The sequence below is a fragment of the Rhizobacter sp. genome (assembly GCF_046595475.1).
Classification (GTDB): domain Bacteria; phylum Pseudomonadota; class Gammaproteobacteria; order Burkholderiales; family Burkholderiaceae_C; genus Rhizobacter.
Map to the genome: position 1 here is coordinate 69,739 of NZ_JBKJOQ010000046.1, position 22,456 is coordinate 92,194.

Consider the following 22,456-nt stretch of genomic DNA (forward strand, 5'->3'; position numbering starts at 1 on the left):
GCGGCGCGGCGGTCAGGGCGTTGGCTTGGGCTTGAAGTCTATCGCTGCCGAGTTGATGCAAAAGCGCTCGCCTGTAGGCTCGGGCCCGTCTTCGAACACATGGCCGAGGTGCGATCCGCAGTTATTGCAGCGCACTTCCACCCGCACCATGCCGTGGCTCTTGTCGACTATGCGCTCCACCACCTCGCTGTTGATCGGCTCCGAGTAGCTGGGCCAGCCGCAGCCGGCATCAAACTTGGTGGCGGCGGCAAACAGCGGCGTGCCGCAGCCCACGCAGTCGTATTGGCCGGGCTTGAAGTGGTCCCAGTACTTGCCGGTGAAGGCGCGCTCGGTGGCGGCTTGGCGGGCGACCTCGTATTGCATGGGGTCGAGTTGGTCACGCCATTCGGCGTCGGTTTTCTTAACTTTGTAGTCACTCATGATGAACAAGAAACCTCAAGAGATTGCGCCCAAGTGGGCGGAAATTCGGCGTAGGCCGAATGTTCGGGTTGTTCGTCGAAGGGCCGTTCCAGAACTTTCAGCAGGGTTTGCGTTTCGGTGAAATCCCCCTCCTGCGCTTGGCGGATGGCCAATTCCGCCAGATGGTTGCGCAGCACGTACTTGGCGTTCACGCGGTTCATGCGCAAGGCACGCTCGGCGTCGATGCTGCTTTCTGTGCGCAATCTGGCGGCATAGGGCGTGGCCCATGCGTCGAAGGCGGCGCGGTCGAGAAACAGGTCGCGCACCGGTGCGTTGCTTGCGCCCTCAGCGGTGCTGAACTGGGCCAGGCGGCGGAAGGTGATGCTGAAGTCGGTCTTGTCAGCCGCCATGCGCTTGAGCAGGCCGTCGATCAGCTCGCGGTCTGCGTCTTGGGCGGTCGCGAGGCCTAGCTTGGCGCGCATCTTGGCTTCCAGGGCGTGTGGGAACGCGGTCTTGTAGACCTCAAGCGCTTGCAGGGCATCTTCGTTGGCCTGTTCGGTCTGGCCGATCAGCGGCAGCAGCCCCTGGGCCAGCGCATGCAGGTTCCAGAAGCCGACATTGGGCTGCCGTGCGTAGGCATAACGGCCTTGGTGGTCGGAGTGGTTGCAGACATGGCCCGGGTCGAAGGCGTCAAGAAAACCGAAGGGTCCGTAATCGATGGTCAAGCCGAGGATCGACATGTTGTCGGTGTTCATCACGCCGTGGCAGAAACCCACCGCCTGCCAGTGCGCCATGAGCTCGGCCGTCTTGCGCGAGACCGCTTCGAGCAGGCCCACGTAAGGCTGTGGCAAATCGAGACATTCGGGAAAATACGTGCCGATCACGAAGTCGGCCAGCTGCTTCAGTGCCTCGGTGTTTTCGGCCGTGTGGGCGAAGTGCTCGAAGTGGCCGAAGCGTATGAAGCTGGGCGCCACGCGGGTGACGACGGCTGCGGTCTCGATTGTTTCGCGCCGCACGGGCAACGCCGAGCCGGTGATGCACAGCGCACGCGTGGTCGGCACGCCCAGGCCCGCCATGGCCTCCGACCCGAGGAACTCGCGGATCGACGAGCGCAGCACGGCCCGGCCGTCGCCCATGCGCGAGTAGGGCGTGAGGCCGGCACCCTTGAGCTGGAGCTCCATCGGCCCGTGTGGCGTGTCGACCTCGCCCAGCCAGTGCGCGCGGCCATCGCCTAGCTGCCCGGCCCACACGCCGAACTGGTGGCCGCTGTAGACGCTGGCGAGCGGCTGCATGCCAGCTGCCAGCGCATTGCCGCTCAACACCTGTAGCGTGTTTGTGGACTGCTGTGCCTTCTCAAAGCCGAGCAGGCTCGCACACGAAGGGCTCCAGGCCACCCAATGAGGGTCGGGCAGGCCTTGCGGCGGCAGGGCGGTGTAGAAGCTTTCGCCCAATGCTGCGAACCGGTTGGTCCACCGTTCACCCAGCACGGCGGGGGTCTTCGCGTCATCGAGTAAAGCAGCCATCGCAAGAGTTTAGCGAGCGACCCGAATCGGAATTTCCCTAGGGGTAAACATCAGGAATTCAGAGGGGGTTTCGCTTCCTATCATCGTTGCATTGCAGCAATCGAATTCGGAGAACACATGTCACGCCTGATGGGCCAGATGATGGAAATGCCGCTGATGATCTCGTCACTCATCGTGCATGCGGCGAGGCACTCGGCCGACACAGAAATCGTGTCGAAGCGCGCTGAGGGTGATGTCCATCGCTACACCTACAAAGACTGCGAGCTGCGCTCGCGCAAACTGGCGCAGGCCCTTGCGAAGCTGGGCTGCGAGCAGGGTGATCGCGTGGGCACATTGGCCTGGAACGGCTACCGCCACCTCGAGATCTACTACGGCACGTCGGGCTCTGCGCTGGTGTGCCACACCGTCAACCCGCGCCTGTTCCCCGAGCAGATCGTCTGGATCACTGAAGACGCCAAGGACCGCGTGCTGTGCTTCGACCTGACCTTCCTGCCCCTGGTCGAGAAAATCGCTCCCCTGCTCAAGAGCGTGAAGCACTTCGTGCTGATGACAGACCGTGCCCATATGCCGGCCAGCACCACCCTCGACAAGCTGCTTTGCTACGAAGAGCTGGTTGAAGCCGAGAACGGCGAGTACGCCTGGCCCGAGTTCGACGAGAGCACGGCTTCGAGCATCTGCTACACCTCGGGCACCACCGGCAACCCCAAGGGCGCCGTGTACAGCCACCGCTCGACGCTGCTGCACACCTACGCCAGCGCCTTGCCCGATTCGCTGGGCTGCTCGGCAGCAGATGTGATCCTGCCGGTGGTGCCCATGTTCCACGTCAACGCCTGGGGCTTGCCGTATTCCGGGCCGCTGGTCGGCGCCAAGCTGGTGATGCCTGGCCCGCACCTCGACGGCAAATCGCTCTTCGAGTTGTTTGAAAGCGAGAAGGTCACCTTCAGCGCTGGCGTGCCCACCGTCTGGCTGGGTCTCATCAACTACGTGATGCAGAACAAGCTCAAGTTCAGCACCTTCAAGCGCACCGTGATCGGCGGCTCGGCCTGCCCGCCGTCGATGCTGCGCACCTTGCAAGACGAGCTCGGCGTGGAAGTTATTCACGCCTGGGGCATGACCGAGATGTCGCCGCTGGGCACACTGGCCAAGCTCAAGAGCAAACATATGAGCCTGAGCAAGGAAGCCAGGGAGCGCATGCAGTTCACGCAAGGTCGTGTGGTCTACGGCGTCGACATGCTGATCCTCGACGATGAAGACAAGCCGCTGCCCTGGGATGGCAAGTCGTCGGGCAACCTGGTTGTGCGCGGCCCTTGGGTCATCAAGAGCTATTTCCAGCGCGACGAATCGCCGCTGGTGAAGGTGGAGGGGCATGACTGGTTCCCGACCGGCGATGTGGCCACCATCGACGCCGACGGGTTCATGCAGATCACCGACCGCAGCAAGGACGTGATCAAGTCGGGTGGCGAATGGATCAGCTCCATCGATCTCGAAAACATCGCGATGGCCCACCCGGCCGTGCACGAGGCCGCTGCAATCGCATGCCGCCATCCGAAATGGGACGAGCGCCCTTTGCTCGTGGTGGTGAAGAAGCCCGACGCAAGCCTCACGCGTGAAGAGATGCTGGCGTTCTTCGAGGGGCGCATCGCGAAGTGGCAGATCCCCGATGACGTGGCCTTCGTTAGCGAAATCCCTCATACGGCCACCGGCAAGATCCAGAAACTAAAGCTCCGAGAGGCATTCAAAGATCATCAATTGCCAGCCGCTTGAGTGTTGTTGTTCCGCAGGGCAGTTTCGCGTTTGCACTCGCGTGCGATTCCGGGTAATCCTTGAAGCAGCGCGTGGCAATCTTCAGTTAAGGTCGCACGGTTTTGTTTTGTACACAAGGAGAAGTAGATGAAATTCACAAAGAGAATGTTCGGCCTGTCGGTGGTCGCAGTTCTTGCGCTCAACACCAGCATCGCGTTTGCGCAGGCCGGCGAAACGGTCAAGATCGCATTCATTGACCCGCTGTCGGGCCCCATGGCCAACATCGGCACCGGCATCTTTCACACCTTCCAATTTTTGGCCGATCGCGAGAGCGGCAAGGGCAACCCGGCTGGCGTCAAGTACGAGATCGTGCCCTTCGACAACAAGGGCTCGCCGCAGGAAAGCCTGAGCGTCCTGAAGGCCGCCACTGACCAGGGCATCCGCTACATCGCCCAGGGCAATGGCTCCGGTGCCGCCGCCGCGCTGATCGACGCCATCAGCAAGCACAACGAGCGCAATCCGGGCAAGGAGCTGGTCTTCCTGAACTACGCCGCGGTCGATCCTTCGTTGACGAACGAGAAGTGCAACTACTGGCACTTCCGCTTCGACGCCGACACTTCCATGAAGATGGAAGCCATGACGACCTACATGAAAGATGACAAGAGCATCAAGAAGGTCTACATCATTGGCCAGAACTATTCGCACGGGCACCAAGTTGCCAAGTTCGCGAAGGAAAACCTGGCCCGCAAGCGCCCCGATATTGAGATCGTCGGTGAAGACCTGCACCCCATCGCCCAGGTAAAGGACTTCGCTCCTTACGTCGCCAAGATCAAGCAGTCTGGTGCCGACACGGTGATCACCGGCAACTGGGGCAATGACATGGCCCTGCTGTTCAAGGCTGCGAAGGACGCGGGCCTGAATGTCAACTTCTACACCTACTACGCTGGTGCTACCGGCGGCCCGGCCGCATTGGGCGACTACGGGCTGGGCAAGGTCAGGTACGTTTATGGCTCGTACCCCAACTTGCCGGGCGAGAGCATGGCGATCCTGAAGGGATTCGAAACCAAGTTCAAGGGCGAAGACTTCAGCACGGCGACGACGGTTCACCTCTTCAAGATCTTGGGTGCCGCCATCGCCAAGGCCAAGTCGACGGACCCGGTGAAGGTCGCCAAGGCCATGGAAGGTCTGGCTACCAAGAGCTTCTCAGGTGATGTCACCATGCGTGCCTCTGACCACCAGCTGCAGCAGACGCTGTACCTGGCCACTTGGCAGAAGGCCGACAAGAAGAACCCTGTTTCTCGCGAAGGCACGGGCAACACCTGGGTCTCGGAAAAGGTCTTCGAGCCGTACGTGTCGAGCACGCCCACCACGTGCCAGATGAAGCGCCCGAGCTGATGCACCGAGTTGCGTGAAGGCCCGGCCTTCTCGCAACAACAGACTCACTGTTTCTGAGCAAAGAGGCAAGCCTTCACGGGCTTGCCTCTTTTGTGCGTTGCGACAGGGGAAGCCCCTAGCACCACGCCCGGTCAAATGATTTACGTTGCGCACTCCTCACAAGGGGCTGCAGGCGACTTTCTTCTCTGTGTCGATCTCGAGAATAGCTGCGCGAGTAGTACGCTATTGCGCTGTTTGCCAGACGCTGCGCTCGTGTGAGTTCTGAGCCTTGGGCCATGGCCGCTCACGCGAGGTTTTTTCTCTTTTCATGTATCAAAGGACGCGATGGAGTTCTTCACCATATCGCTGTTGAATGGCATCAGCTACGGGCTGCTGCTGTTCATGCTGAGCTCGGGCCTGACCCTCATCTTCAGCATGATGGGCGTGCTCAATTTTGCGCACGCCAGCTTCTACATGCTGGGCGCTTATTTCGCCTATACCACCATGAAATACGTCGGCTTCTGGCCGGCGCTCGTGGTGGCGCCCGTGCTGGCTGGCCTGGTGGGCGCTCTCTTCGAGCGCTTCTGTCTGCGCCGCGTGCACAAATTCGGCCACGTTGCCGAGTTGCTCATCACGTTCGGCTTGTCGTTCGTGCTGCTTGAGTTAGTGCAGCTCACGTGGGGCCGCCTGCCGATGGACTACGGTGTGCCGCCGTCACTCGATGGCCCGCTGTTCACGCTCTACGGCACCCAGTTCCCGATATACCGCGGGTTCATGATGCTGGTCGCGGTGCTGATGCTCTTTTCGATTTGGCTGCTGCTGGCCAAGACACGCATCGGCCTGATCATCCAGTCGGCGCTGACGCACCCCGAGATGGCCGAGTCCCTCGGTCACAACGTGCCCAAGGTGTTCATGCTGGTGTTCGGCGGCGGCGCGGCGCTGGCCGGCTTGGCCGGTGTGATTGGCGGCAACGCTTATGTCACCGAGCCTGGCATGGCCGCGGCCGTCGGGCCGATCATCTTCGTGGTGGTGGTGGTGGGTGGCTTCGGGTCGTTGGCCGGCGCCTTTGCAGCGTCCCTGCTGATCGGGGTGGCGCAAACCTTCGCTGTGGCGCTTGATCAATCGATGATCACCGTGCTGCAGGCCATGAACCTCCATGTCTCGCCGTCGACTTTCGGCTACACCTTGCTGAATCTGAAGATTTCCCAGGTCGCACCCATCTTGCCGTATGCGTTATTGGTCTTGATGCTGATCTTCCGCCCCAAGGGCCTGTTGGGCACGCGCGAGGGCTGATGATGAGCAAAACAAACTACTTTCAGTTCAAACCCTTCAACATCGGCCGCCTGTTCGTCTGGGGCGGCTTCGCCCTGCTGTTGGCCGTGGCGCCGCTGATGTTCAAGAGCAGCCTGGCGCTGACCGTGTTGTCCCAGATGGGCTACATGATCATCATCTGCCTGAGCTACAACATGCTGTTGGGGCAGGGTGGCATGCTCAGCTTCGGGCATGCCGTTTACACGGGGCTTGGCGCGTTTTTTGCCATCCACGCGCTCAACCTCATCGGCTCTGGCGCGCTTCCGTTGCCGGTGAGCTTGGTGCCGGTGGTTGGGGGTCTTGCCGGTGCGGGCATCGCGGCCTTGCTAGGCTGGGTCACCACCAAGAAGGCTGCCAACACCTTCGCCATGATCACGCTGGGCGTGGGCGAGTTGGTGTTCGCCATGTCGCTCATGTTTCCCTATTTCTTCGGCGGCGAGGGTGGCATCAGCTCCAATCGCGTGGCGGGCCAGCCCTTCCTGGGTATCACCTTCGGCCCGCAGATCCAGGTGTACTACCTCATCGCCGTGTACTGCTTCATCTGCACAGGCCTCATGTTCATGCTGACGCGCACGCCGTTCGGCCGCATGCTCAATGCTGTGCGCGACAACCCCGAGCGTGTGGAGTTCGTGGGCTACAACACCCAGGTTGTGCGCTATCTGGCCTTCATCATTGCGGGCTTTTTTGCCGGCATTGGTGGTGGCCTCACGGCGCTCAACTTCGAGATCGTGACGGCTGAGTCGGTGAATGCCGGTCGCTCGGGCGCCTACCTGTTGTTCACCTTTTTGGGCGGCGCAGTGTTCTTCTTCGGCCCCATCATCGGGGCGATGCTGTCGGTGTTGGCGTTGGTGCTCTTCTCTGAGATCACCAAGGCCTGGCTCATCTACCTGGGCCTGGTTTTCTTGGTGATGGTGATGTTTGCCCCCGGCGGCATCTCGAGCTTGATCATGATGAACCTGCGCGTCGCGACTTTCGGAAAATTCAAGCGCCTTTGGCTTGGTTATCTCGGCCTCGCCGCGACATCCCTGCTGTGGTTGGCGGGCATCGCAGCCATGATTGAGATGGTCTATCACCTTCAGTTCGAGGGCGGCTCTGGCAACGAAGTGCGCTTCCTTGGCACGATGCTCAACGTTCAGAGCATGAATACGTGGTTGGGCTCGGCCGCGTTGTTCGTGGTGGGTGTTTTGCTGTTCGAGCTGGTGCGGCGCAGGTTTGCACTGGAGTGGGGCAGCATTCAGGAAGAAATCGAAAAAGAACTCCATCGCAGAGGTAGCGTATGAGCCAGGGCCCCATTTCAAGCAAGGGCGCATGGGCAGTCGAGCTCGACGACGTGCGCAAGAATTTCGGCAAGACCGAGATCATTCGCGGAGCCCAGCTGCAAGTGAAGGAAGGCGAACGCGTGGCCATCATCGGCCCCAACGGCGCCGGCAAGTCCACTCTGTTCAACCTGATCAGCGGGCGCTTCGGTCTGAGCAGCGGCCAGATTCGTCTGCACGGCGAGCGCATCGATGGGCTGCGGCCTTTCGAGATCAGCCGCAAGGGTCTTGCGCGCAGCTTCCAGGTGTCCAACCTCTTTGGCAAGTTGTCGGTGTTCGAGAACATTCGCTGCGCAGTGCTGTGGTCCATGGGCTACCGCTATGTGTTCTGGAAGTTCCTGGCCGACCTGCACGACGCCAACGACCGCACCGAAGAAGTGCTGAAGATGATCAAGCTCGACAAGAAGCGCGACATCGCCGCCGTGAACCTCACCTACGCCGAGCAGCGTGCGCTCGAGATCGGCATCACCATGGCTGGCGGCGCCAGCGTCATCTTGCTAGATGAGCCTACGGTCGGCATGAGCAAGAGCGAAACCTCCAACTTCATCCAGTTGATTCGTGAGGTGACGGTGGGCAAGACACTGTTGACGGTGGAGCACGACATGGGCGTGGTCTTCGGCCTGGCCGACAAGATCGCCGTGCTCGTGTACGGCGAAGTGATTGCCTTCGACACGCCCGATGCGGTACGCGCCAACCCGCGCGTGCAAGAGGCCTACCTCGGCACAGCCGCCGAACAGCAAGCTGCGGGGCATTGAACTCATGACCATGTTGAATTTGCAAGACCTGCATGCCTACTACGGCAAGAGCCATGTGCTGCATGGCGTGTCTCTCAACGTAAAACCGGGCGAGATCGTGAGCCTGCTGGGCCGCAACGGCTCTGGCCGCTCAACCACCGTCAAGGCCATCATGGGCCTGGTGGAGGGGCAAGGCTCGATCAAGTGGCGCGACAAGGAAATCCTGGGCCACAAGGCCTTCCAGATCGCCCATGCAGGCATCGGCTACGTGCCCGAAAACCGCGACATTTTCCCCAAGCTCACCGTGCACCAAAATCTGATGCTTGGCGAGAAAGGCAAGAAGACGAAGCCGCGCTGGTCCTTCGACGACATGTATGCCCTGTTCCCGCGGCTCAAAGAGCGTCAGCACACCGAGGCTGGCGTGCTGTCGGGCGGCGAGCAGCAGATGCTTACGCTGTGCCGCACCCTGATGGGCGACCCCGATCTCATCATGATCGACGAGCCCACCGAGGGCCTTGCACCCAAGATCGTGGAGCAGGTGGCGCTCTACCTCAAAGAGCTGAAGCGCCGCGGTGTTTCGGTGTTGCTCGTTGAGCAAAAGCTGACCATCGCGATGGAGATTTCCGAGCGCTGCTACGTGATGGGCCACGGCCAGGTGGTGTTCGAAGGCACTCCGGATCAGCTGCGTGCCAACGCGGATATACGCAAGGAGTGGCTCGAGGTCTAAGATCTCGTTTCGCTCTGCCAGCACCTCCAGCCGGCACTGTTTCTCCTGTGACTTCGCCGCTGAAAACGCGGTTTGTCGCTGAAGGGACAGGAGCCGGCTGCTTTGTTTTCTAGACTCGAACGGTCGTTCGTTTTTAGCTGTTTTTCTGATGTCCTACTGACGTCTTACCCAGGGCCCCCGCCATGAGCGCCACCTATGAACTGCGCGGCAGCATTGCCGTCATCACACTCGACAACCCGCCCGTGAACGGCCTCGGTCACGCCACGCGTCTGGGCATCACCCAGGGCTTGGAGAGGGCCCAATCCGACCAGGCCGTGAAGGCCATCGTGCTGACAGGCGCTGGCAAGGCGTTTTCGGGCGGGGCCGACATCAAGGAGTTCGGCTCGCCCAAGGCCATGGCCGAGCCCAACTTGTTGAGCGTGATCGCAGCGGTGGAGAGCAGCGGCAAGCCCGTGGTAGCAGCCATCCACAGCGTGTGTATGGGCGGTGGCCTGGAGCTGGCGCTAGGCTGTCACTACCGCCTGGTGTCACCCGGCACGTTGGTGGCGCTGCCTGAAGTGAAGCTTGGTCTGCTGCCGGGCGCGGGTGGCACGCAGCGCCTGCCGCGCGTGTTGGGCGTTGAAACCGCGCTCAACATGATCGTGAGTGGCGAGCCCGTGAAGAGCGAAATGCTCGCTGCTGCACCCGGCCAAAAGCTGTTCGACAAACTAGTGGACGGTGACCTGATGGCCGCCGCGCTGGCCTTTGCCTCAGACGTTGCCGACAAACGACCGCTGCCTCTGGTGCGCAACCTGAAGGCCCAACACGCCAACCCCGACGCCTACTTCCAGTTTGCCCGCAACACCGTGGGTGCCATGTCGCGCAACTACCCCGCACCGCTGCAATGCGTCGAGGCCGTGGCCAACGCCGTCTACAAGAAGTTCGACGAAGGCATGCGCCTTGAGCTGGTGGCTTTTCAGAGCCTGATGCTCTCGCCCGAGAGCCGTGCTCTGCGCCATGTGTTCGTGGCCGAACGTGCGGCCAGCAAGATTCCCGATGTACCGGCCGACACTCCCCTGCGTGACATCAAACGCCTGGCCGTCATCGGCGCCGGCACCATGGGGGGCGGCATTGCGATGAACTTCCTCAACGCCGGCATTCCCGTCGTCATGCTTGAGATGAAGCAGGAAGCGCTCGACAAAGGCGTGGGCATCATCCGCAAGAACTACGAAGCCCAGGTCAAGAAGGGCAAGCTCAAGCAAGACAAGCTCGACCAGCGCATGGCCTTGCTCAGCACCACACTCAACTACGCCGACCTCAAAGACGCCGACATGGTGATCGAAGCGGTGTTCGAAGAGATGGGCGTGAAAGAGAAGGTCTTCAAGGCGCTCGACGAGGTGATGAAGCCCGGCGCCATTCTGGCCAGCAACACCTCCACACTCGATGTGAACGAGATCGCGGCCTTTACCAAACGCCCCCAAGACGTGGTCGGCATGCACTTCTTCAGCCCCGCCAACGTGATGAAGCTGCTGGAAGTGATCCGTGGCGAGAAGACCGCCAAAGATGTGCTCGCAACAGTGATGGCGCTTGGCAAGAAGATCAAGAAGACTTGCGTGGTCTCGGGTGTGTGTGACGGCTTCATCGGCAACCGCATGGTCGAGCAGTACTCGCGCCAGGCCGGCTACATGCTGGAAGAGGGCGCCACGCCCGAGCAGGTCGACAAGGCCATCGAGAAGATGGGCTTTGCCATGGGCCCGTTCCGCATGGGTGACCTGGCGGGCAACGACATAGGCTGGTACATCCGCAAGCGCCGTGCGCTCGAGCAGCCCGATCTCAGCTACAGCAAGACGGCCGACCTCTTGTGCGAGATGGGCCGCTTCGGGCAGAAGACCAACGCGGGCTGGTACGACTACGTGCCCGGCAAGCGCGACGCGATTGCGTCCAAGGCGGTGGTCGAGATGATCGAGAAAGAGCGGGCCCGTAAAGGCATCACGCCGCGCAAGATCGGCGACGAAGAGATCGTGCAGCGCCTGATTTACGCGCTGGTGAACGAAGGCGCCAAGATCGTCGAAGAGGGCATCGCTTCACGGGCCTCTGACATCGACATGGTCTACCTCACCGGCTACGGCTTCCCCGCCTACCGCGGTGGCCCCATGTGCTATGCCGATACGCAAGGCCTGTTCAACGTGGTGAGCGCCATGAAGCGCTTTGCGCAGAACCCGCTGGATGACGCCACGTTCTGGCAGCCTGCACCTTTGCTGGCCAAGCTGGCCGCTGAGGGCAAGACCTTTAGCTGACCCTTCGCCTCATTCACCTCATCCAACACCAGGAGACGAGCATGGAACGCGCCACCTTCACCCGCATGGAAGAAAGCACCGCGCAAGACTGGCAAGTCATCGCCAGTGAATCCAAGGAGTTCTCGCGCGGCTTGCCCGACCGCTTGATGGCTCACCTGAAGCTGCTCGAAGGCGACTACGGCGGCTTCCCGGTCGACCGCTACACCCACTCACTGCAAACCGCCACGCGCGCCTTGAAGGCGGGTTGCGATGAAGAGTACGTGGTGTGCGCGCTGTTCCATGATGTGGGTGACACACTGGGTTCGGCCAATCACTTCGACGTGGCCGCAGCCATCCTGAAACCCTTCGTCAGCGAAGCCAACCACTGGATGGTGCAGCACCACGGCATTTTCCAGGGCTATTACTTCTTCCATCACCTGGGCCTCAACCGTAACCTGCGCGACCAGTTCGCCGGCCAGCCGCACTACGCGCGCACCGAAGAGTTCTGCGCGCTGTACGACAACCCGGCCTTCGACCCCAAGGGCGAGACCTTGCCGATGAACGAGTTCGAGCCCATGGTTCGCCGCGTCTTCGCCAGGCCCAAGAACAGCATCTACATGCCGGCCCTGGCGACAGCGGCCTGACCTATTTCTCCGGAGTACACACCATGACATCAGCCGTGATCGTTTCCACCGCCCGCACGCCGCTCGCCAAGAGCTGGAAGGGTGCTTTCAACATGACTCACGGCGCGACGCTGGGTGGCCTGGCCACCAAGGCGGCGGTAGAGCGCGCTGGCATCGAAGGGGCCGAAGTCGATGACGTGATCATGGGCTGCGCCACACCCGAAGGCGCGACCGGCAGCAACATCGCACGGCAGATCGCTTTGCGCGCCGGCCTGCCTGTCACCACCGGTGGCATGACCATCAACCGCTTCTGCTCCAGTGGCCTGCAGACCATTGCCACAGCGGCGCAACGCATCATTGCCGGCGAAGGCGACGTGTATGTGGCCGGTGGCGTGGAGAGCATCTCCTGCGTGCAAAACGAAGCCAACACGCACATGCTGGTCGACAGCTGGTTGCGTGAGCACAAGCCCGAGATCTACTGGAACATGCTGCAGACCGCCGAAAACGTGGCCAAGCGCTACAAGATAGGCCGCGATCGCATGGACGCTTACGGCGCACAGAGCCAGCAGCGCGCCTGCGCGGCTCAAGAAGCCGGCAAGTTCAACGACGAGATGATTTCGGTCACCACCATCGCCGGCGTGGCCGACCCGGTGTTGGGCCTGCGCACGAAAGAAGTGACCATCAGCGCCGACGAAGGTCTGCGTGCCGGCACCACCGCCGAAGGCATTGCCGGCATCAAGCCCGCCATGCCGGGTGGCGTTATTTCGGCCGGCAATGCCAGCCAGTTCAGCGACGGCGCCGGTGCCTGCGTGCTGATGAACGAAAAGCTCGCCGAGCAACGCGGCTTCAAACCCCTCGGCCGCTTCCTGGGCTTTGCCGTGGCCGGCTGCGAGCCAGATGAAATGGGCATTGGCCCGGTGTTCGCCGTGCCCAAGGTGCTGAAGAAGCTGGGCTTGAAGGTCAGCGACATCGACCTGTGGGAACTCAACGAAGCCTTCGCCGTGCAAGTGCTGTATTGCGCTGACACGCTGGGCATTCCCATCGACCGGCTCAACGTCAATGGCGGCGCCATCGCGGTCGGCCACCCATACGGTGTGAGCGGTCAACGCCTCACGGGCCATGCGCTCATCGAAGGCAAGCGCCGCGGTGCCAAGCGCGTGGTGGTGACCATGTGCATCGGTGGCGGCATGGGCGCGGCCGGTGTGTTCGAGGTGCTGTAAGCGCCATTCCCGTTCGGGCTGAGCCTGTCGCAGCCCTTCGTGCCATGCCCCCAGCCCTTCGACAGGCTCAGGGCAAACGGAAGCATTTGTTGCCATGACCTACCGCACCACCGTCGACTTTCTTCTCTATGACTGGCTGAATGTCGAAGCGCTGAGCCAGCGCGAGCGCTTCACCGATCACTCGCGCGAAACCTTTGGCTCGGTGCTCGATACCTGCGAGCGCATTGCGCGCGAGAAGTTCTTGCCCTTCAACCGTCTGGCCGACACCGAAGAGCCGCACTTCGACGGCGAGAAAGTCATCTTGCCGCAGGCCTCGTACGACGCGGCCAAGGCTTACGTCGAATCGGGCCTGCTCGCTGCCGCGCAAGACTACGACATCGGTGGCATGCAGCTGCCCTGCGTGGTCGAGATGGCGGCCAACACCTTCTTCTCCAAAGCCAGCATCGGCTTGGGCGGTGGCGGCATGCTCACCAGCGGCAACGCAAACCTGCTGATGGCGCACGGCACGGCGCAGCAAAAAGAAGTGTTCGCGAAGAATGAGTTCTCAGGCCGCTTCTTCGGCACCATGTGTTTGTCAGAGCCGCAGGCCGGCTCCAGCCTGTCGGACATCGTCACTCGCGCCACGCCCGACGGTGATGATTTCGAGAGTGATGCGCTCGGTGCGCGCTACCGCCTGCGCGGCAACAAGATGTGGATCTCCAACGGCGAGCACGAGCTCACCGAAAACATCGTGCATCTGGTCCTGGCCAAGATCCCTGGCCCCGATGGCGCGCTGATCCCGGGCACCAAGGGCATCTCGCTCTTCATCGTGCCCAAGAAGCTGGTCGACAACGAAGGTGGGCTGACCGGCGAGCGCAATGACGTGGCGCTGGCCGGCCTGAACCACAAGCTCGGCTACCGCGGCATCCCCAACACACTGCTCAACTTTGGCGAGGGCAAGTACGCGGTGCGTGGCAAGCCCGGTGCCATTGGCTACCTGGTGGGCAAGCCCGGTGACGGCCTCAAGTGCATGTTCCACATGATGAACGAGGCGCGCATCGGCGTGGGCCTGGGCGCGACCATGCTGGGCTACGCCGGCTACGAGGCCAGCCTTGAATACGCCAAGGGCCGGCCGCAGGGTCGCCCCATCAACCCCGAAGGCAAGAACCCCAAGCAGCCGCAAATCCCCATCATTCAGCATGCCGACGTGAAGCGCATGCTGCTTGCGCAGAAGTCGTACTGCGAAGGCGCTCTGGCGCTGGAGCTCTACTGCGCCAAGCTGGTCGATGAGCTGCACACCGGCGAAGCGTCTGCCGAAGCTGGCTTGCTGCTGGAGATGCTCACGCCCATTGCCAAGAGCTGGCCCAGCGAGTGGTGCCTGGAAGCCAACAGCCTGGCCATCCAGATCCATGGTGGCTACGGCTACACGCGCGACTATCCCGTCGAGCAATATTGGCGCGACAACCGCCTGAACATGATCCACGAAGGCACCCACGGCATCCAGGGGCTCGACCTGCTGGGCCGCAAGGTCGTGATGAATGGCGGCAAGGGCCTCACACTGCTGGCAGCCAAGATCAACACGACCATCGCGCGCGCGCTGCAAACCAAAGAGTGGGCCGAGCCCGCCAACGCACTGGCGGCTGCGCTCAAGCTGCTGGGCGACACCACCAAAGCGGCCTGGGCCACGGGTGTGCCCGAAGAGGCGCTGGCCAATGCCACGCCCTACCTGCAAGGCTTCGGCCACACCGTGCTGGCCTGGATATGGCTTGACCTGGCGCTGTGCGTGCAGGCCTCGAGCGCACCTGACGCCTTGCGCCAAGGCAAGCTGGCGGCGGCGCGCTATTTTTTCCGCTACGAGTTGCCGCGCGTGCCGGCCTGGCTCAAGGTGGTCGAGACGCGCGACGACACCTGCCGAAGCATGGACGAAGCCTGGTTTTGAGCATGAAGCCCAGCACCATCGACGCGTTGATCTGGGTGCTGGTCTACGGCGGTTTGCTCATCGTGGGCCTGGGGCTCTCGGTGCAGCGCACCGACACCGGCCTGGGCTACAGCCTCATCGTTGTCGGTGGCCTCGCGGCGGTCATCGGCTTCGCACTCGTCTACGTGCGTTCGCGCATGACAGAAACCATTCAACACCACGACAAGAAAACACCATGAGCACAAAGATCCAGAAACTGTTTGACCTCAGCGGCAAGACCGCCCTCGTGACCGGCGGCTCGCGCGGCCTGGGCTTGCAGATCGCCGAGTCGCTGGGTGAAGCCGGCGCCAAGGTGTACCTCACCTCGCGCAAGGCAGGCGACCTGCAAGAGGCCGCTGCGCACCTGAAGGCGCGTGGCATCGAAGCCTTGTGGCTGGCCGCCGATGCCAGCCAGCCGTCCGAGATTGATCGCGTGGTGGCTGACGCCATGGCGCGGCTGGGCCAGATCGACATCCTGGTCAACAACGCCGGCGCCACCTGGGGCGCGGCCGCCGAAGACTACCCGCTGGAAGCGTGGGACAAGGTGATGAACCTCAACATCCGCAGCATCTTCTTGATGAGCCAGGCGGTGGGCAAGGCCAGCATGATCCCGCGCAAGCAGGGCCGCATCATCAACGTCGCGTCGATCGCGGGCTTGTCGGGCGCATCGGCCGAGATCAAGTACATCGCCTACGGCACCAGCAAGGGTGCGGTGGTCAACTTCACGCGCACGCTGGCCGGCGAGTGGGGTGCCTACGGCATCAACGTCAATGCGCTCGCGCCCGGCATGTTCCCGAGCAAGATGACCAAGGGCACGATCGACCGCGTGGGTGCCGACAAGCTGGCCGGCAACGCGCCGCTGGGCCGCATCGGCGATGACGACGACCTGAAAGGCGCGGCGCTGCTGTTCGCCTCGGCCGCGGGCAAGCACATCACCGGGCAGATTTTGGCGGTGGACGGTGGCGTGTCGGCCATACACGGCAGTTGAGAAAGCAGAGAAAAGAAGGGCATGAATTTCCACACCCACATTCCCTTCGTCGAGCTGCTGGGCTTCGAGCTGCTGAGGTTCGAAGACGGTGAGGCCGAGATTGCGCTCACGCTGCGCGAAGAGCTGTGCAACTCGTGGAGCGTGGCCCATGGGGGTGTGATCATGACCCTGCTCGACGTGGCCATGGCCCACGCCGCGCGCAGCCCCGACCGCGGCGGTGAAGGCCAGAGCAACGGCATCGGCGTGGTCACCGTCGAGATGAAGACGAGTTTCATGCGCCCGGGCCTGGGCCGCTTGCTGGCCACCGGCCGGCGCGTGCATGCCACGGCGTCGCTTGCCTTTTGCGAGGCCAGCATCGTCGACGAGAAGGGCGCCCTGGTGGCGCAGGCCAGTGGCACCTTCAAATACCTCAAGGGCCTGCCTGCGGGCGGGCGCAAGATTCACCGCGACAACGCGTCTGACTGAAAGCACGGCCGACCATGATCACCCTCAACAAACAGATCCTGTTGGTGTCCCGCCCGAGCGGCGACGCCGCGGCCGCCAACTTCAAGCTGGTGGAGACGCCGCTGCCCGGCTTGGCCGATCTGGGTGAGGGCCAAGTGCTGGTGCGCCACCACTACCTCTCGCTAGACCCCTACATGCGCTGGCGCATGAACGATGCGAAGAGCTACGCGCCACCGCAGCCGCTGAACCAGGTGATGCTCGGTGGCACCGTGGGCGAGGTGATCGAGTCACGCCACCCCAAGTTCAAGGCCGGCGACATGGTCGCGGGCATGGGCGGCTGGCAGCAGTACGCACGTGTTGACGCGCAAGTGCCGGGTGCTCTGCGCAAGGTCGATGCGAGCCGTGTGCCGTTGAGCACCTACCTCGGTTCACTGGGCATGCCCGGGGTCACGGCGTGGTACGGGTTGATGAAGATCTGTGCCCCCAAGGCGGGTGACACGGTGGTGGTGAGTGCCGCCAGCGGTGCGGTGGGCAGCGTGGTCGGCCAGTTGGCCAAGGCCCACGGTTGCCGCGCTGTCGGCTTTGCCGGCGGCGCTGAGAAGTGCGCTTACGTGGTGAATGAGCTCGGCTTTGATGCTTGCATCGACTACAAGGCGCACGCCACGCCAGCGTTGCTCCTTGCCGCACTCGAAGCGCAGACCCCCAAGGGTATTGATGCCTGTTTCGAAAACGTTGGTGGTGCTGTGTTCGACGCCACGCTGCTTCGCATGAACGACTTCGGCCGCATCGCCTTGTGCGGAATGATCGCCGGCTACGACGGTGTGCCCACACCGATGGCGCGCCCCGATCTGATCCTGCAGTCGCGCTTGAAGGTCGAAGGCTTCATCGTCAGCGAGCACATGCAGTTCTGGCCCGAGGCGCTGGCCGAGCTTGGTGGCCTGATGGCGGCCGGCCGGCTCAAATTTCGCGAGTCGATTGCGCCGCGCATCGAAGACGCGCCCGAGGCTTTTGTGGGGCTGCTCAAGGGCCGCAACTTCGGCAAGCAATTGGTGAAGTTGATCTAGGGCGGGTCGTGGAGGCTGCCATGAAGCCAAGCCATGAGGTGTTCAACCAGCCAGCGCCCTTTGTCGGTGGCAACCTGTTCACGGGCAACGCATCGTTGCGCGACGCCGTGCGCTTCAATGCGCCCGGGCTTCACACCGACCAACTCAGACAACTCGGTGGGCGTGTGGGTTCACACGAGATGCAAGAACACGCGCGCTTGGCCAATGTGCATACGCCCCGGCTGATCACCCACGACCGCGTTGGCCACCGTGCTGACCAGGTGGAGTTCCACCCCAGCTACCACGCCTTGATGGGCTTGGCCGCAGAGTCGGGCTTGCATGGGGCACCCTGGGCCGAAGGCACGCACGCCCACGTGCACCGGGCTGCGGGGTTCATGCTCTTCACTGAGCTGGAGCCTTCGACGCTGTGCCCCATCTCGATGAGCTATGCGGTCACACCTGCACTGAAGGGCAACCCGGCCATCGCGGCCGAGTGGGGCCCGAAGCTCACCCAGCGTCGCTACGATGCGCGTTTTGTACCCGCCTCGCAGAAGACCAGCGTGACCATGGGCATGGGCATGACCGAGAAACAGGGCGGCTCCGACGTGCGTGCCAACACGACTCAGGCGCTGCACGAAGGTCGCGACGCCTGGGGCGAGCGCTACCTGCTCACCGGCCACAAATGGTTCTTTTCGGCTCCGATGTGCGATGCCTTTCTCGTGCTCGCTCAAGCGCCTGCGGGCCTGAGCTGCTTCTTTCTGCCGCGCTGGCGGCTCGACGGCAGCGTGAACGCCATCCGCATCCAGCGCCTGAAAGACAAGCTGGGCAACAAGGCCAACGCCAGCTCGGAAGTCGAGTTTCACGGCGCGCAGGCATGGCTGGTGGGCGAAGAGGGCCGCGGCGTGCCGCAGATCCTAGAGATGGGCACGATGACGCGGCTCGATTGCGCGCTGGGCACCAGCGGCTTGATGCGCCAGGCGCTGTCGCTCGCGCTCAACCACACAGCGCAGCGCAAGGCCTTCGGCAAGGCGCTGATCGATCAGCCGCTGATGCGCAATGTGCTGGCCGACCTGGCGCTTGAGAGCGAAGCGGCCACTGCGCTCAGCCTGCGGCTGGCGCGTGCCTTCGACAAACCCGGCGACGCGCACGAGGCCTTGATGGCACGCCTGCTCACGCCCGTGGCCAAGTACTGGGTGTGCAAGCGCGGCAGCCACTTCGCGCAAGAAGCCATGGAGTGCCTGGGCGGCAACGGCTATGTGGAAGAGCAGGGCGAAGGCGTGATGGCGCGCATCTACCGCGAGATGCCACTCAACTCCATCTGGGAAGGCGCCGGCAACATCATGGCGCTTGACCTGCTGCGTGCCTTGCGCAAGGGCGGCGCGATTGCCGATGCACTGATGGCCGAGCTGTCGCCTGCGAGGGGGGCCCATGCGGCCTTTGACCGCTTCGCCGATTCGTTGCCTCAGCGTGTGGACGACGCCAGCGCCGAGACCGATGCACGCCGCCTCGCGCAAGACGTGGCGCTGGCCGTGCAGGCTGCAATGCTGAAGCAGCATGCGCCTGACTTCGTCTTCACGGCCTTCTGCCACTCTCGCCTCGCGGGCGATTGGGGCCAGGCTTTCGGCACCTTGAACGCCGCCACCGATTTTGATTCCATCATCACCAGGGCCACGCCATGAGCGACATCATCCTGCACCACTACGACAGCTCGCCCTTCTCGGAGAAAGTGCGACTGATCTTCGGCTACAAGGCTTTGGCCTGGAAGTCGGTCAGGGTGCCCGTGATGCTGCCCAAGCCTGATGTGGTGGCGCTGACCGGCGGCTACCGCCGCACGCCGTTTCTGCAGATGGGCGCCGACATCTACTGCGACACGGCGCTGATGTGCCGTGTGATCGACGCCATGGCGCCGCAGCCGCCGCTGTACCCGGTGGCCGCCACTGGCCTGCAGCATGTGCTTGCGCAGTGGGCTGATTCCACGCTGTTTTGGTCGGCCATTCCGTACACCATGCAACCGGCCGGGGCGGCCTACCTGTTCAACGACGCACCGCCCGATTTCCTGAAAGCCTTTGGTGCCGACCGCGCGGCCATGACGCCGGGCCTGCGTCGCGCCACCGTGCCCGATGCCGTCGCGCAACTGACCAATTACTTTGGCTGGCTCGAATCTGAGCTGCACGATGGGCGCGCGTTTTTGCTGGGCGCCAAGCCGTGCATTGCCGACTTCTCCGTCGCGCAGTCCATCTGGTACATCCGCCGCGCGCCGCCGGTGGCGGGTGTGCTCACGCCGTTCCCCAAGCTGATCGCGTGGTACGAGCGCCTGGCCGCTTTGGGCCACGGCACCCCCGAGAAAATGTCTAGCGGCGATGCGATTTCGCTGGCTGCAAGCACGAGCAAATACGCGCAAGTGCATGTCGAGACCGGTGCAGGCTTTGCAGCGGGCGATGCCGTGACCGTTTCACCCACCGACTACGCCACCGATTTGGTGTCCGGCGCGCTGGTCGGCCTGAATCAACACGAAGTCGTCATAGCCCGCACCGACGAACGCGCCGGCATGCTGCACGTGCATTTCCCGCGCATCGGATATCAAGTCAAGAAACCCAAGATCGAAACAGGAGAAACCAAATGAAGAACTTCATGGGCGGTACCGCCGTCATCACCGGCGCGGGCTCGGGCTTCGGCCTGGAGGCCTCGCGCATCGCCGCTCGCCTGGGCATGAACGTGGTCATGGCCGACGTGCAGAAAGACGCACTCGATGCGGCCGCGGCCGAGATCGAAGGCCTGGGCGCCAAAGTGTTGCCCTTCAAGCTCGACGTGGCCAAGGCAGCGGAAGTCGAGGCCCTTGGCGCCGCAACCTTCGAGCGCTTTGGGGCACCGACCTTCGTCTTCAACAACGCAGGCGTCGGCGGTGGTGGCCTGATCTGGGAGCAGTCGCTGAAAGACTGGGAATGGATCGTGGGCGTCAACCTGATGGGCGTGGCCCACGGCGTGCGCGTGTTCACGCCGATGATGCTGGAGGCTGCCAAGAAAGACCCGGCCTACGAGGGCCACATCATCAACACCGCCTCAATGGCCGGCATGCTCAATGCGCCCAACATGGGCATTTACAACGTGACCAAGCATGCGGTGGTGTCGCTCAGCGAGTCGCTGTACCAAGACCTGAAGTTGGTCACTGACCAGATCGGCGCCTCGGTGTTGTGCCCTTACTTCGTGCCGACCGGCATACACAACAGCGGGCGCAATCGCCCGGCCGACATGAAGGTCGACGCCAAGCCCACCAAGAGTCAGTTGATCGCGCAAGCCATGAGCACCAAGGCTGTGTCCAGCGGCAAAGTGACGGCGGCCATGATCGCGCAGAAAGTGTTCGACGCTGTGGCGGAGCGCCAGTTCTACATCTTCAGCCACCCGCATGCGCTGGGCAGCGTGCAAACGCGCTTGGAAGACGTGATGAGCGTGCGCAACCCCACCGACCCCTTTGCGGGCAAGCCCGAGCTGGGCGTGCAATTGCGCGAAGCGCTGCGCTCGGCAGACTGAGCGCGAGGGGCTCAAACCCTCGAACGGCCCCCCGAGCTTCAGCAGCCTAGCTTCAAGGCCTGCAGCGGGCGGCCCGATGCGGCGTCAACCACCACCAGCTTGATTTGGCGAGGGTGCGCCGCGTCGCCCCGCGTGGTGGGGGTGAATCGCAGCGTGGTGGGCTGGCTGGGCTGGGCCTGCCAGGCAGCGACCGGCAGCAGCTCGCGCACCACGTCGTCGTGCTTGAGCATGACGCCGGCGTTCTCGCCTCGCTTCACGGCGCTGCTGTGATCGTCTTCTGTTACGGCCCAGTAGGCGGCGACTCGCACGCTGCTGGCCACGGCTTGCACGGTGGCCTCGAACTGTTCGCCTTGCCGCTGCAGCGTGAGCTGCACGGGTGCGGTGGGCGCTGCAGCCAGGGCCTTGGTGCTGGGTGAAACGCGCGGCCAATCGGTGCGGTCGCGGCCATTGATCACAACCTGCGGCGTGTAGCTGTAGCGCGCGCCATTCACGGCGTGCTGCTGTGATTGCCGCGCGGTGAAATCTGGTGAGGCAAACCGGTCGGCCCAACCCAGCTGATCCCAGTAGTCGACGTGGAAGGCGAGCGCGACCACCGAGGCGTCGCCTTTCAGCTGAGACAGCCAGCGGTCGGCAGGCGGGCAGGAACTGCAGCCCTCCGAGGTGTAGAGCTCGACCACCGGCGTGGCCTGTGCGGCGCTTCGGGCCAGGCAGGTCTGAGCGTTGGCGGGCAGGGCGAGGGAGGCGAGGGAGGTACTGGCCGCAGCAGCGGCCAGCATTGCGAGGCTGCTTCTGATGTGCTGGAGCATGGTGTTTCCTTGGTGGGTCTGGGCTTGATCGTGCGCTTGGTCGATGGATGCGGGCTTTTTCTTACCCGCGCGGCCTTACCTTTTTCATCTTGTGTGCTGCAGGTGGCCAAGGCGCTGACCGAAGCCAAGAAGATGCTCCCTGCCAACAAGGTGGGAAAGATTTCGACGCAGGTCGACAAGGTAGAGAAAGTGCTGGATGAGTTGCTCAAGTCGACGATCAAGTTCAACCAGTCGGTCGAGCGTGCCGAGAAGCCGCCAGGATCAGTTCGAGAAAGCACTGGGCGCGATGAAAGACGGCATGCCCGGCTGGGTGAAATGGGTGGACGTGGCGGTGGGCCTGACGGTCGACCTGGCCGCGGGCATCAGCGATGCTTCTTCAGCGCCGGAAAAGGCGCAGTCGGGTGTGTCGTCTGCGATCCAGACCATAGGCAACGAGACCATCGATCTGGTTTGAATCGCGCACCGCGCACTCGCCGACAATGCGAG

Annotated in this window: 21 protein-coding genes; 18 read left to right on the top strand and 3 right to left on the bottom strand. The window is 62.9% G+C overall.

The window, feature by feature from the left end:
- Window positions 1-12: 12 nt before the first annotated feature.
- Window positions 13-420 carry a peptide-methionine (R)-S-oxide reductase MsrB gene (gene msrB / locus AC30QB_RS09115; protein ID WP_489545890.1) on the bottom strand — a complete coding sequence of 136 codons (408 nt, stop codon included), beginning with the start codon at window positions 418-420 and terminating at the stop codon, window positions 13-15.
- Window positions 417-1,922, bottom strand: a complete 1,506-nt coding sequence (locus AC30QB_RS09120; RefSeq protein WP_489545891.1) for a protein adenylyltransferase SelO — start codon at window positions 1,920-1,922, stop codon at window positions 417-419. The genes msrB and AC30QB_RS09120 overlap by 4 nt, the downstream gene beginning before the upstream one ends.
- Window positions 1,923-2,039: 117 nt before the next feature.
- On the opposite strand from AC30QB_RS09120, the gene AC30QB_RS09125 reads away from it, so the two are divergent.
- From AC30QB_RS09125 to AC30QB_RS09205, 17 genes are all read left to right on the top strand, one after another.
- Window positions 2,040-3,686, top strand: coding sequence for a 3-(methylthio)propionyl-CoA ligase (locus AC30QB_RS09125; RefSeq protein WP_489545892.1), 1,647 nt, complete (start codon window positions 2,040-2,042; stop codon window positions 3,684-3,686).
- A gap of 126 nt (window positions 3,687-3,812) precedes the next feature.
- Window positions 3,813-5,060, top strand: coding sequence for a branched-chain amino acid ABC transporter substrate-binding protein (locus AC30QB_RS09130; protein ID WP_489545893.1), 1,248 nt, complete (start codon window positions 3,813-3,815; stop codon window positions 5,058-5,060).
- A 324-nt stretch (window positions 5,061-5,384) separates the two neighbouring features.
- Window positions 5,385-6,332, top strand: a complete 948-nt coding sequence (locus AC30QB_RS09135; protein WP_489545894.1) for a branched-chain amino acid ABC transporter permease — start codon at window positions 5,385-5,387, stop codon at window positions 6,330-6,332.
- Window positions 6,333-6,334: 2 nt separating this feature from the next.
- Entirely contained in the window at window positions 6,335-7,630 is a 1,296-nt protein-coding gene (locus AC30QB_RS09140) for a branched-chain amino acid ABC transporter permease (protein ID WP_489545895.1), read from the top strand.
- A complete protein-coding gene (locus tag AC30QB_RS09145) occupies window positions 7,627-8,421 on the top strand; it encodes an ABC transporter ATP-binding protein (RefSeq protein WP_489545896.1) in 795 nt (264 codons plus the stop codon). Before AC30QB_RS09140 ends, AC30QB_RS09145 begins: the two co-directional genes overlap by 4 nt.
- Before the next feature lie 10 nt (window positions 8,422-8,431).
- A complete protein-coding gene (locus AC30QB_RS09150; RefSeq protein WP_489545897.1) occupies window positions 8,432-9,127 on the top strand; it encodes an ABC transporter ATP-binding protein in 696 nt (231 codons plus the stop codon).
- A 182-nt stretch (window positions 9,128-9,309) separates the two neighbouring features.
- Window positions 9,310-11,403: a 3-hydroxyacyl-CoA dehydrogenase NAD-binding domain-containing protein gene (locus AC30QB_RS09155; protein WP_489545898.1), complete on the top strand. Its 2,094-nt coding sequence runs from the start codon at window positions 9,310-9,312 to the stop codon at window positions 11,401-11,403.
- Window positions 11,404-11,444: 41 nt separating this feature from the next.
- Entirely contained in the window at window positions 11,445-12,026 is a 582-nt protein-coding gene (locus AC30QB_RS09160; RefSeq protein WP_489545899.1) for an HD domain-containing protein, read from the top strand.
- A 23-nt stretch (window positions 12,027-12,049) separates the two neighbouring features.
- On the top strand, window positions 12,050-13,225 hold the full coding sequence (locus AC30QB_RS09165; RefSeq protein ID WP_489545900.1) for an acetyl-CoA C-acyltransferase: 1,176 nt from the start codon (window positions 12,050-12,052) through the stop codon (window positions 13,223-13,225).
- Between the two features lie 94 nt (window positions 13,226-13,319).
- Window positions 13,320-15,143, top strand: a complete 1,824-nt coding sequence (locus AC30QB_RS09170) for an acyl-CoA dehydrogenase (RefSeq protein ID WP_489545901.1) — start codon at window positions 13,320-13,322, stop codon at window positions 15,141-15,143.
- A 2-nt stretch (window positions 15,144-15,145) separates the two neighbouring features.
- Complete coding sequence (locus AC30QB_RS09175) at window positions 15,146-15,361, top strand: hypothetical protein (protein WP_489545902.1); 216 nt, start codon at window positions 15,146-15,148, stop codon at window positions 15,359-15,361.
- A complete protein-coding gene (locus AC30QB_RS09180; protein WP_489545903.1) occupies window positions 15,358-16,149 on the top strand; it encodes an SDR family oxidoreductase in 792 nt (263 codons plus the stop codon). Before AC30QB_RS09175 ends, AC30QB_RS09180 begins: the two co-directional genes overlap by 4 nt.
- A 21-nt stretch (window positions 16,150-16,170) precedes the next feature.
- Entirely contained in the window at window positions 16,171-16,614 is a 444-nt protein-coding gene (locus tag AC30QB_RS09185; RefSeq protein ID WP_489545904.1) for a PaaI family thioesterase, read from the top strand.
- 17 nt (window positions 16,615-16,631) lie between these two features.
- Window positions 16,632-17,657 (top strand): NADP-dependent oxidoreductase, encoded by a 1,026-nt coding sequence (locus AC30QB_RS09190; RefSeq protein WP_489545922.1) that lies wholly within the window; start codon window positions 16,632-16,634, stop codon window positions 17,655-17,657.
- 20 nt (window positions 17,658-17,677) lie between these two features.
- Complete coding sequence (locus AC30QB_RS09195; protein ID WP_489545905.1) at window positions 17,678-19,315, top strand: isovaleryl-CoA dehydrogenase; 1,638 nt, start codon at window positions 17,678-17,680, stop codon at window positions 19,313-19,315.
- Window positions 19,312-20,259, top strand: coding sequence for a glutathione S-transferase family protein (locus AC30QB_RS09200; protein ID WP_489545906.1), 948 nt, complete (start codon window positions 19,312-19,314; stop codon window positions 20,257-20,259). Before AC30QB_RS09195 ends, AC30QB_RS09200 begins: the two co-directional genes overlap by 4 nt.
- Window positions 20,256-21,164, top strand: coding sequence for an SDR family oxidoreductase (locus AC30QB_RS09205; RefSeq protein WP_489545907.1), 909 nt, complete (start codon window positions 20,256-20,258; stop codon window positions 21,162-21,164). The genes AC30QB_RS09200 and AC30QB_RS09205 overlap by 4 nt, the downstream gene beginning before the upstream one ends.
- A gap of 38 nt (window positions 21,165-21,202) precedes the next feature.
- Here the strand turns inward: AC30QB_RS09205 and AC30QB_RS09210 are convergent, their stop codons facing one another.
- A complete protein-coding gene (locus tag AC30QB_RS09210) occupies window positions 21,203-21,970 on the bottom strand; it encodes a DUF1223 domain-containing protein (protein WP_489545908.1) in 768 nt (255 codons plus the stop codon).
- 241 nt (window positions 21,971-22,211) lie between these two features.
- Here AC30QB_RS09210 and AC30QB_RS09215 point away from each other — a divergent pair, with 241 nt between their 5' ends.
- Complete coding sequence (locus tag AC30QB_RS09215; protein ID WP_489545909.1) at window positions 22,212-22,424, top strand: hypothetical protein; 213 nt, start codon at window positions 22,212-22,214, stop codon at window positions 22,422-22,424.
- Window positions 22,425-22,456 lie beyond the last annotated feature (32 nt).